Source organism: Mucilaginibacter sp. UYNi724, from assembly GCF_054057495.1.
Genome location: NZ_JBSRZI010000014.1, coordinates 111,516 through 122,210, shown reverse-complemented (window position 1 = coordinate 122,210; position 10,695 = coordinate 111,516). Strand labels below are relative to the sequence as shown.

General features: G+C 44.5%; 9 protein-coding genes. All 9 read left to right on the top strand.

The window, feature by feature from the left end; all coding sequences use genetic code 11:
* Positions 1-169 precede the first annotated feature (169 nt).
* The 9 genes from ACVW0P_RS18280 (at position 170) to ACVW0P_RS18240 (ending at position 10,630) form a co-directional block, all read left to right on the top strand.
* Positions 170-460, top strand: a complete 291-nt coding sequence (locus ACVW0P_RS18280; protein WP_457133334.1) for an NAD(P)H-binding protein — start codon at positions 170-172, stop codon at positions 458-460.
* 794 nt (positions 461-1,254) lie between these two features.
* A complete protein-coding gene (gene mraZ, locus ACVW0P_RS18275) occupies positions 1,255-1,719 on the top strand; it encodes a division/cell wall cluster transcriptional repressor MraZ (protein ID WP_354429124.1) in 465 nt (154 codons plus the stop codon).
* Positions 1,712-2,614 carry a 16S rRNA (cytosine(1402)-N(4))-methyltransferase RsmH gene (gene rsmH / locus ACVW0P_RS18270; protein WP_457133333.1) on the top strand — a complete coding sequence of 301 codons (903 nt, stop codon included), beginning with the start codon at positions 1,712-1,714 and terminating at the stop codon, positions 2,612-2,614. The genes mraZ and rsmH overlap by 8 nt, the downstream gene beginning before the upstream one ends.
* Positions 2,611-3,024 carry an FtsL-like putative cell division protein gene (locus ACVW0P_RS18265; protein WP_354429128.1) on the top strand — a complete coding sequence of 138 codons (414 nt, stop codon included), beginning with the start codon at positions 2,611-2,613 and terminating at the stop codon, positions 3,022-3,024. The genes rsmH and ACVW0P_RS18265 overlap by 4 nt, the downstream gene beginning before the upstream one ends.
* Positions 3,021-5,111 (top strand): penicillin-binding protein, encoded by a 2,091-nt coding sequence (locus ACVW0P_RS18260; RefSeq protein WP_457133332.1) that lies wholly within the window; start codon positions 3,021-3,023, stop codon positions 5,109-5,111. The genes ACVW0P_RS18265 and ACVW0P_RS18260 overlap by 4 nt, the downstream gene beginning before the upstream one ends.
* The gene (locus ACVW0P_RS18255) at positions 5,108-6,568 is read left to right on the top strand and encodes a UDP-N-acetylmuramoyl-L-alanyl-D-glutamate--2,6-diaminopimelate ligase (RefSeq protein WP_457133331.1); all 1,461 of its coding nucleotides are present in this window, start codon (positions 5,108-5,110) and stop codon (positions 6,566-6,568) included. Before ACVW0P_RS18260 ends, ACVW0P_RS18255 begins: the two co-directional genes overlap by 4 nt.
* A 118-nt stretch (positions 6,569-6,686) precedes the next feature.
* Complete coding sequence (gene mraY / locus ACVW0P_RS18250; RefSeq protein WP_354429133.1) at positions 6,687-7,928, top strand: phospho-N-acetylmuramoyl-pentapeptide-transferase; 1,242 nt, start codon at positions 6,687-6,689, stop codon at positions 7,926-7,928.
* 50 nt (positions 7,929-7,978) lie between these two features.
* Positions 7,979-9,370 (top strand): UDP-N-acetylmuramoyl-L-alanine--D-glutamate ligase, encoded by a 1,392-nt coding sequence (murD, locus tag ACVW0P_RS18245; protein ID WP_457133330.1) that lies wholly within the window; start codon positions 7,979-7,981, stop codon positions 9,368-9,370.
* 114 nt (positions 9,371-9,484) lie between these two features.
* Positions 9,485-10,630, top strand: a complete 1,146-nt coding sequence (locus ACVW0P_RS18240) for an FtsW/RodA/SpoVE family cell cycle protein (protein WP_354429138.1) — start codon at positions 9,485-9,487, stop codon at positions 10,628-10,630.
* Positions 10,631-10,695: the final 65 nt, after the last annotated feature.

The window sequence follows — 10,695 nt, the reverse complement described above, 5'->3', positions numbered from 1 at the left end:
AAACGCTTTTACAGCTCTCGCTGCTATCGTTCGCCAGCTAATTGCCTGGTCAATTTGCCACGGAATCAGGTGGTCAACATCCCCGGAATATCAACCATAACATGGAAACAGCGATACTGAACACGATTCAGAGTATGAACGAAATTGGAATTAAAAGAATTGTCACTCTTTGTCATCGATAGGTGTAGGTGATTCTTATCCTTACGTTCCGTGGTTTATGCGACTGGGTATAAAACTGACCAACTTCAAAATTTCGTTTGCAGATCACAATGCACAGGAAGAATTGCTTAGACGTTCAGGGCTCGACTGGGTAATTGCCAGGCCGGTAGCATTGAATGACAACGACGAACAAAAAGATCTGACGATTAACTACAACAGGAGGCCGGCTATTTTTAAAATGAGCAGAAACCGGTTCGCTAAGTTTATGGTTGACGCCGTCGAATGGAATGAATTCGTATAAAAGTCGCCAATACTTTCAGAAAAAGAATACATCAGATAACCATCAAAAATCAGAATTTGAACGAGCAACAAATAAATCCTACAGATAATGAACCCGTTTAAGGGCTTGAGGGATTCACTCACCGTTATGCATTATAGACTTTAAAGGCGATACAATAGATCTTTGGTTTGAAAATAAAACCCTAAGAACCTGGACTAACTATATAATAAAATGCTTTTCTATTGAACAAAAGGTGCACAAGTATTCAGTAGTTTATACTCATATAATAGGTCGCTTATGCAGAATTCGTATATCGAAGCAATATGAATGACAAAAATAACAAAGCTGGCGGTGAAATTTTTTAATGGCCTTTAAAAATCACACATTGAGGATGAATTTGTATTTCAAAAGACGATTACCGTATCTTTTTCTACAGCGAAATTCCCCCGTTTACATCAACAGTAAAGTGCTTTCACGGCATAAATTCTCCCTTGTTCCTGAGTCCGATTTATTCCATGTCACTTGACAGTCTCGCGTCACTTTCGAGATTGGTTGCTTGACAAAAGAATGGCGGGGCTTGCGTTTAAATTGTTACTGATTAACTGTCAGTTAAAGGAAATCAGCATTTTGTTTTGTTAACATGCATCAATTTGTTTGAACCGACTCATTTTCGCGATCTAAATTCGCGATCTAAATTAAGAACATAACATAGCCGAAAAGGCACCAAAAATGTTGAAAACTTTTGGTGGTAAAAAGTGGTATAAAGTGGTAAAAGTAATCTACTTTTACGTTACATATGTTGTTGACCGTATAGAATGTCCTATTTAACCGGAGAATTTAATTGTAAACTGGATGCCAAAGGGCGGATGATGATCCCTGCGGACCTTAAGAAACAGCTTCCAGAAGCTGAAAAAGAGGGTCTTGTGATCAATCGTGGCCTTGAGAACTATCTTGTTATTTACACTAAACGGGAATGGGACATTAAGCTTGGTGAACTGAGCAAACTTAACGAATACGACAGAAAAGCCATCCAATTTGTAAGATATTTTACCGCAGGCGCGCAAAATCTGCAGCCTGACGGTACCGGGAGGATCAACCTGCCAAAGAATTTATTGGATTACGCGGGCATTACCAACGAGGTTGTGCTAACCTGTATGCTTAACAAAGTAGAAGTTTGGGACAAGAAAGCGCACGAGAAGATGATAAGTGAAGAGCCCGAAAACTTTGCCGCATTGGCAGAGGAAGTAATGGCCAACAAGGGAAGGGGGCGCGATGAGTAATTATCATACCCCGGTTATGCTTGCCGAGTGCATCGAGGCACTAAATATTAAACCAAACGGTACTTATGTTGATGTAACCTTTGGTGGTGGCGGCCACTCGCGCGAGATCATGAAACACCTGGGCGAAGGCGGCCGTTTGTTTGGTTTTGACCAGGATGCCGATGCGCAGCAAAATAAAATAGATGATGACAGGTTTACTTTCATCGACCAAAACTTTAGATACCTGAAAAATTTTATCCGCCTGCATGATGCTATGCCGGTTGACGGGATCCTTGCAGACCTGGGTGTATCATCTTATCAGTTTGACCAGGCCGAGCGTGGTTTTTCTACCCGTTTTGATGCTGAACTGGATATGCGCATGAACCAGGCGTCAGACCTGAGCGCTAAAGAGGTGGTAAATAACTACAGCGAGGCAGATCTGCACCGCATCTTCGGGATGTATGGAGAAGTGCAAAACGCAAAATCGCTGGCCAAAACCATTGTAACCGCAAGGCTTAACGGGCCCATAGTTACCATAGCCGATCTTAAGAACGCGATAAGCAATATTACCCCGAGGGGGAAAGAGAATAAATACCTGGCGCAGGTTTTCCAGGGGTTAAGGATAGAGGTTAACCAGGAACTGGAAGCCTTAAAAGATTTCCTGATGCAGTCGGCAGATGTGCTGGCAACAGGAGGTAGGCTCGTAGTAATGTCCTACCACTCGCTGGAGGATAGGCTGGTGAAGAATTTCATCGCCAAAGGCAAATTTAGCGGCGAGGTAGAAAAGGACTTTTACGGAAACAATAACCGCCCGTTCGACGGGGTTAGTCGCGGGGCTATTATAGCCACCGACGAAGAGATAGTATTAAATAATAGGGCACGCAGTGCAAAACTTAGGATAGCTGTAAAAAAATGACCAATCGTTTACGTACAGAAATTCAGGAAGAAGAATTAGAGGAGCAAAAGCTTATCGTGGAAGAGAAACCTGTAAAAAGGGAACTTCCGGACAACTTTTTCACCCAATTCCTAAAAAATGGGGTCATCACAACTGATGATGCTACCAGCGCTTTGCCCTTTGTTTTTTTTATAGCCTTTTTAGGGATGCTGTATATTGGTAACAGGCACCTGTCAGAAAACAACATCCGCGATATTGATAAAATAAGCAAAGAGGTAAAAGAGCTTAGCTGGGAATACAAAAGCACCAAAGCCGACCTTGCCTTTAAAAGTACATTAACCGAGGTTGCCAAGCGTGCCGATACTTTGGGCATCAAGGAATCGACCGAGCCACCACAAAAAATAACTGTAAAGGAGGACGTACAGGAATGAGTATCAGGACCAACATACTGGTTAGGGTTTACCTTGCATTTGGGTTGATCTTGCTTTTTGCGGGGGCTGTGGTATTTCAGCTTTGCCGTGTACAGTTTGCGCAGGGTAAACGATGGAAAGATATGGCAAGGGCCATGTCTACCCGCGAGAAAACCATTGAGGCTACAAGGGGTAATATCTTTTCTAACGACGGTAGCCTGTTGGCAACATCGGTACCTGAGTACGAATTGCACATGGATATGCTTGCCGGCGGTATCGAAAACGATAAGATATTTAATGAGAAGATAGATTCATTATCAATGAAGCTATCGAGCTATTTTGGCGATAAACCGGCACGTGAGTACACGAGGATCTTCCGGGATGCGCGTAAAGATAGTTCACGTTACCAGTTGGTTAGGCGCAAGGTTACGTACCACCAATTGAAAGACATCCGCAAGTTCCCAATCTTTAATTTAGGTAAGTATAAAGGCGGGTTGATCGTAGTTTCGCAAAACAGGCGCATCTTCCCTTTCCGCTTTTTGGCCGAACGTACCATTGGATATAAAAACGCCAACGTGAAAAATGGCGTTGGCCTTGAAGGGGCTTACGCAGATTATATCAATGGCGAAAGCGGTAAGCGCCTGGAGCGCCGCATGGCAGGTGGTGTCTGGATGCCCATTAATGACGACGACGAGATTGCACCTAAAGAGGGCGCGGACATCATATCTACTATTGATGTAAACATGCAGGATTTTGTGCAGAACGCGTTGGAAAAGCAATTGATCTACACTAAGGCCGACCACGGCGCGGCCATTTTAATGGAAGTAGCAACGGGCGAGGTAAGGGCGGTTGCTAATTACTCGCGCATGCCGGATGGTAGTTTTAAAGAGAAATTTAATTACGCCATTGCAGGAAATCAGGATCCCGGTTCAACCTTTAAGCTGGCATCTTACATGGCCCTGTTAGAGGATAAAATGGTTGATACCAGCAAGATTGTACACACCGGTGAGTACCAGATCCCCGGCCATACCATCAAAGATTCGCACGGGAGTATCGGTGATGTATCTGTAAAAAAAGCTTTTGAAAAATCATCAAACGCGGCGGTTGCTTACCTGGTGAATACAAGCTATAAAAACAACCCATCGAAATTTACCAACCACCTGTATGACTGGCACCTGAACGAAAAGATGGGTTTACAGATACCCGGTGAAGCGCAGCCTGTTGTGAAAAACCCAAACAACCGCAGCTGGAATAAAAATATGACCCTGCCGCAAATGGCTTACGGGTACGAAATGCAGCTAACGCCTTTGAAAATGTTAAGCCTTTACAATGCTGTCGCAAACAATGGCAAAATGGTATCGCCGGTTTTTGTAAAAGAGATAAGGCGGTTAGGTAACACGGTAGAGCGTTTTCAAACCAAGGTTTTAAATGACAAGATCTGCTCGGACGTTACGCTGAAAAAAATGCAGGAAATGCTGGAAGGCGTTGTTATTGAGGGTAGCGGCCGCGAATACGTTTACAACCCGCTATATAAAATCGCCGGTAAAACGGGTACCGCGCAGGTTGCAGATGCCAACAAAGGTTACAAGGCTAAAAAGCAATACCAGTCGTCGTTTTGTGGGTACTTCCCGGCAGATAAGCCAAAGTACTCGCTCATAGTAGTTATCAACGACCCTAAGAACGGATATTACGCGGCACAAGTTGCAGGCCCCGCGTTTAGAGAAATTGCAGATAAGGTTTATGCCAGCGATATGGACCTAAACCAGGCACCCGCGCATTTAATTGGGAATACATCGCTGCCTAAGTTTAAACAAGGCAACTTAAAAGCATTGAAAAAGGTGTACGCAAAATTGGGTGTAAAACCATTGTATGCATCTGCTACGCCAACCGGTTTAGATACCAGCAGCGGCATAGCATCAGAAGATAATAAATATAAAACAGGCACAGTGCCAAACGTTACCGGCATGGGTTTGAGCGACGCGCTTTTTGCCCTGGGTAACGCAGGTTATAAAGTGGGTGTAAAGGGCAGCGGCGCGGTATCTATGCAATCGGTAACCGGGGGCAGCATTATACCTAAGGGTTCAAAAATAACGATAGAACTGCAATGAGATATTTAAGCGATATAATTGAGGGTGTAGCATTTACCGAATTACAAGGTAGTGCCGATGTGGAAATATCAGCCATAGTATTTGACTCGCGCCAGGTAACGCCGGGCTCCATGTTCGTGGCCGTTAAAGGCACCGCTGTAGATGGGCACGATTATATAGACCAGGCTATAAAAGATGGCGCTATCGTGATCATCTGCGAAGAACTGCCCGCCCATACCGCAACCGAGGTGGACTTTTTAATGGTGGCTAATTCTTCAAAAGCATTGGCAATTATAGCCGCGAACTTTTACGAGAACCCATCATCAAACTTAAAGCTGGTTGGTGTTACGGGCACCAATGGTAAAACCACTATCGCTACGCTTTTATATAAGCTGTTTATAGATATGGGCTATAAGTGTGGCCTGCTTTCAACGGTGGAGAACCAGGTGAATGGCCGCATTATACCTTCAACCCACACCACGCCGGATCCGGTTGCTTTGAACAAGCTATTAAGCGATATGGTAGATGAAGGTTGCGATTACTGCTTTATGGAAGTAAGCTCGCACGCTATATCACAGCACAGGATAGAGGGATTGAGCTTTTCGGGCGGGATCTTTTCGAACCTGACACACGATCATTTAGATTATCATAAAACCTTCGACTTGTACTTGAAGGCTAAAAAGACATTTTTTGATAACCTGCCAAAAAGCGCCTTCGCATTAACCAATGGCGATGATAAAAATGGCAATGTGATGCTGCAAAATACATCGGCACACAAAAAAACATACGGCCTTAAAAGCATGGCCGATTACAAGGCCCGCATTATAGAGAACCAGTTCGGCGGCTTGTTACTGAATATTGATGGTGACGAGGTTTGGTTTAAACTGGTAGGCACATTCAACGCCTACAACCTTTTGGCAGTATACTCGGCTGCGATGTTACTGGAGCAGGATAGATCGAAGGTTTTGATAAGCCTGAGCAAATTAACAGGTGCTGAAGGTAGGTTTGAATACATAGTCGCACCAAATAAGATAATAGGTATTGTTGATTACGCCCACACGCCGGATGCGGTGCAGAATGTGTTGAGCACTATTCACGACATCCGCAAAGGGAGCGAAAAAGTAATAACCGTAATAGGCTGCGGCGGCGACAGGGATAAAACCAAGCGCCCTATAATGGCTAAGGTTGCGAGCGAATGGAGCGATAAGGTTATTCTGACATCAGATAACCCCCGCACCGAAGACCCCGCCCAGATCATAAAAGATATGGAAGCAGGGATAGACCCGGCCTTTAAACGCCACACGGTAAGCATTGCCGACAGGCGCGAGGCCATTAAAACCGCCTGCATGTTTGCGCAGCCGGGTGATATTATTTTGCTTGCAGGCAAAGGCCACGAAAAGTACCAGGAAATAAATGGCGTGAAAAACCATTTCGACGATATGGAAGAATTACAGGAACAATTTAAACAACTGAATTAAGTAAGTGTGCAGATGCGTGGATATGCAGATGTGCAATTAAAAAGTACTAATAAATAAATAACAAAAGAATGATCTGCACATCTGCACACTTGCATATCTGCACATTTAAGCGAAGCGTATGCTATATTACCTATTCAATTACCTAAGTAAAAATTACAGCATCCCGGGGATTGGTGTATTCCAGTACATCACGTTCCGGATGGCTATGGCGGTAATTGTATCGTTATTGGTGACTACAGTTTACGGTCGCCGGTTGATAGATTACCTGCGTTTTAAACAGGTAGGCGAAACCGTGCGTAACCTTGGATTAGAAGGCCAGATGCAAAAATCGGGGACACCAACAATGGGTGGTATCATCATTATCCTTGGCATCCTGATCCCCACATTGCTGTTTGCTAAAATTGATAACATCTACATCATTATGATGCTGGTTACCACCATTTGGCTGGGTGCCATAGGTTTCCTGGACGATTACATTAAAGTATTTAAAAAGAACAAAGAAGGCCTTGCGGGCAAGTTTAAAATAACAGGCCAGGTTGGTTTGGCGCTCATCATCGGGTGGACGATGTACTTCCATACCAACATCACCATCAGGCAGGAAGTTAAGCTGCCGGTGAAGTATGATGTACCGGTTGACTTTCATATGCGTGGCGATAAACAGGTTTTGACCCAGGATATAAAATCTACCAAAACCACCATGCCGTTCTACAAGAACAACGAGTTTGACTACGCCAAGGTATTAAAATTTATAGGGCCGGGTTATGAGCATTATGCCCTGTTGGTATTTATGCTTTTTGTGATCGTTATTATCACCTCGGTATCAAACGGGGCTAATATTACTGATGGTATCGATGGCCTGGCGACAGGAACATCGGCTATAATTGGGTTGACGTTAGCCATATTGGCCTATGTATCCGGTAATACATTCTTTGCCGATTACCTGAACATTATGTACATCCCCAACTCTGGCGAGCTGGTAATTTTTGCCGGTGCGTTTGTTGGTGCTTGTGTGGGCTTCTTGTGGTACAACTCGTACCCCGCGCAGGTATTTATGGGCGATACAGGCAGTTTGGCTATCGGTGGTATTATAGCTGTGTTCGCTATTATCATCCGTAAAGAATTACTGGTGCCGGTACTATGCGGCGTATTCCTGGTAGAGAACCTATCGGTAATAATGCAGGTGGGCTGGTTTAAATACACCAAAAAACGTTTCGGCGAAGGCCGCAGGATCTTCCTGATGGCGCCGCTGCACCACCACTATCAAAAGAAAGGTTTCCATGAATCCAAGATCGTAACCCGGTTCTGGATCATCTGCATCTTCCTGGCGATAATAACAGTGATAACGCTGAAATTAAGATAAGAGAATCAAGAATCAAGATACAAGAATCAAGAAATAAGACAAAAGCAACATTGACCGGGAACAAAAACATATCAACTCCATCAACTCCCTCTCCTTCGGAGAGGGCCGGGGAGAGGCTATGTATTCTTGGTGCCGGCGAAAGCGGCGTAGGGGCGGCATACCTGGCTTTGCAGCAGGGTTATGATGTTTTTGTATCGGATTTTGGTGCGATAGCAGCGCATTACAAACAGCAGTTGAAAGACTGGAATGTAAAATTTGAAGAGAACGGCCATACCGAAGCGGAGATACTATCTGCTGCCGAAGTGGTTAAAAGCCCCGGCATCCCGGATAAGGCGCCAATGGTGAAAAAACTGTTGGAAAACAACATTCCGGTGATATCCGAGATTGAGTTTGCAGGGCGCTACACAGATGCTAAAATGATATGCATAACAGGCTCTAACGGTAAAACAACTACCGCCAGCCTTACATATCATATCCTTAAAAACGGGGGCTTAAACGTAGGCCTTGCGGGCAACATCGGTAAAAGCTTTGCCTACCAGGTAGCTACCGAAAAGTACGATTACTACGTGCTGGAGATTAGCAGCTTTATGCTGGATAGCATGTACAAGTTCAGGGCGGATATAGCGGTGTTGCTGAACATCACCCCTGACCACCTTGACCGTTACGATTACAAACTAGAAAATTACGCGGCATCTAAATTCAGGATAATGCAGAACCAAACCGGCCACGACCATTTTATATACTGCGCGGATGATGCAGAAACAAAAAAGGTAATGGAAGGCAAACTGATACCGGCAAAACAACTGCCTTTTTCAATAGAAGATAAAATTGAAGCGGGAGCATATCTCGACGACGATAACCTAATTATAAACGTACACCAAGAACATTTTCAAATGTCAATAAACGAACTGGCCCTGCAGGGTAAGCACAACATCTACAATTCAATGGCATCTGGTATTGTTGCCAAAGTGCTTGAGCTGCGCAACGAAACGATGAGAGAGAGCATGGGCAATTTCCGGAACATTGAGCATAGATTGGAGTCGATAGGTAAAATATCGGGCATCAGTTTCGTTAATGACTCCAAGGCTACAAACGTAAACTCTACCTGGTACGCGCTGGAGAGCATGAGTAGTGATGTGGTATTGATTTTAGGCGGCGTTGATAAAGGCAACGATTATAGCATGCTTAAATCGTTGGTTAAGCAAAAGGTGAAAGCCATTGTATGCCTGGGTAAAGACAATAAGCGCATCCACGATGCCTTTGAAGATGATGTAGAAATCATAGTAAACACCATGTCGGCAGCAGAGGCAGCACAGGTAGCGTACCACCTGGCAACCAAAGGCGATACGGTATTGCTATCACCAGCCTGCGCAAGTTTCGACCTGTTTAAAAATTACGAAGACAGGGGACAGCAATTTAAAGACGCGGTAAAGGAACTGTAATTAGCCCCACCCAAACCCTCCCCGATGGAGAGGGCTAAAAAAGGCTGAAGGAAAAATAAGATTAACAATTAAATAAAAAGTCTCCCCTATCGGGGGAGATTTAGAGGGGGCTTTATGAATCAAATACTCAGTAACGTAAAAGGGGACCGCTGGATATGGCTTATCGTCATTGTGTTGTCTGTACTGTCATTGCTGGCTGTGTATAGCTCAACGGGTACCATCGCCTACAAAAACCATAAGGGTGCAGAGTCGTACCTGTTGAAGCATACTTTAATGATAGTAGGCGGTATCGCACTGATGTATTTTTCGCATTTGTTAGATTACCGTTATTACGCCGGGATCTCTAAAATACTGATGGTGGTAACCATCCCTTTATTGTTGTACACATTGATATTTGGTAGTCACGTGAACGATGCAAGCCGTTGGATAGCTATCCCTGGCACAGGCTTAACCTTCCAAACATCCGATTTGGCTAAGCTGGCTTTAATAACCTTTTTGGCGCGTACACTATCGCGCAAGCAGGAAAACATTAAGGACGTTAAAAACTCCTTCCTGCCTATCATGGGCTCGGTGTGTGTGGTGTTTATATTGATCGCGCTGGCTAACCTTTCTACAGCGTTGATGCTGTTTGGGGTGAGTATCTTATTGCTGATTATTGGCCGTATCAGCATCAAGCAAATAAGTGTGGTTTGTTTGGCAGGCGCCGTATTGCTTGCAGGGGTAATGTTATTAGGCCCGCGCCGTACAACCTATATGTCGCGGATCCATGCCTTTATGCACCCGGAGCTGGCAAACCCCGATAAGTCGTTCCAGTCAGATCACTCTAAGATAGCCATAGCTACCGGCGGTGTGTTTGGCAAAGGCCCCGGCAACAGTACCGAGCGTAATTACCTGCCGCATCCGTACTCGGATTTTATTTATGCAACCATTGTTGAAGAATATGGTTTAGTAGGCGGGTTTATGCTGGTAGGCATCTATTTGTTCTTGTTATATCGATGCATCAAAATTGTAACTAAAGCACCAAAAGCGTTCGGGGCATTACTGGCCGCGGGCTTAAGCTTTAGTTTAACCATACAGGCATTTGCAAACATGGCGGTTGCCGTGGGCTTAGGCCCTGTAACAGGGGTGCCGTTGCCATTGGTAAGTATGGGTGGTACATCCATCTTATTTACGAGTGTGGCCTTTGGTATTATCCTATCGGTAAGCAGGGATATAGACGAACCGAAGAAGGTTGTAGTAGGAGAGATAAGTATAGCTTAAGCCCCCCGGCCCCCTGAAGGGGGAGCAGGATTATTATAAAGACAAAAAATAAATTTATAGAGTGG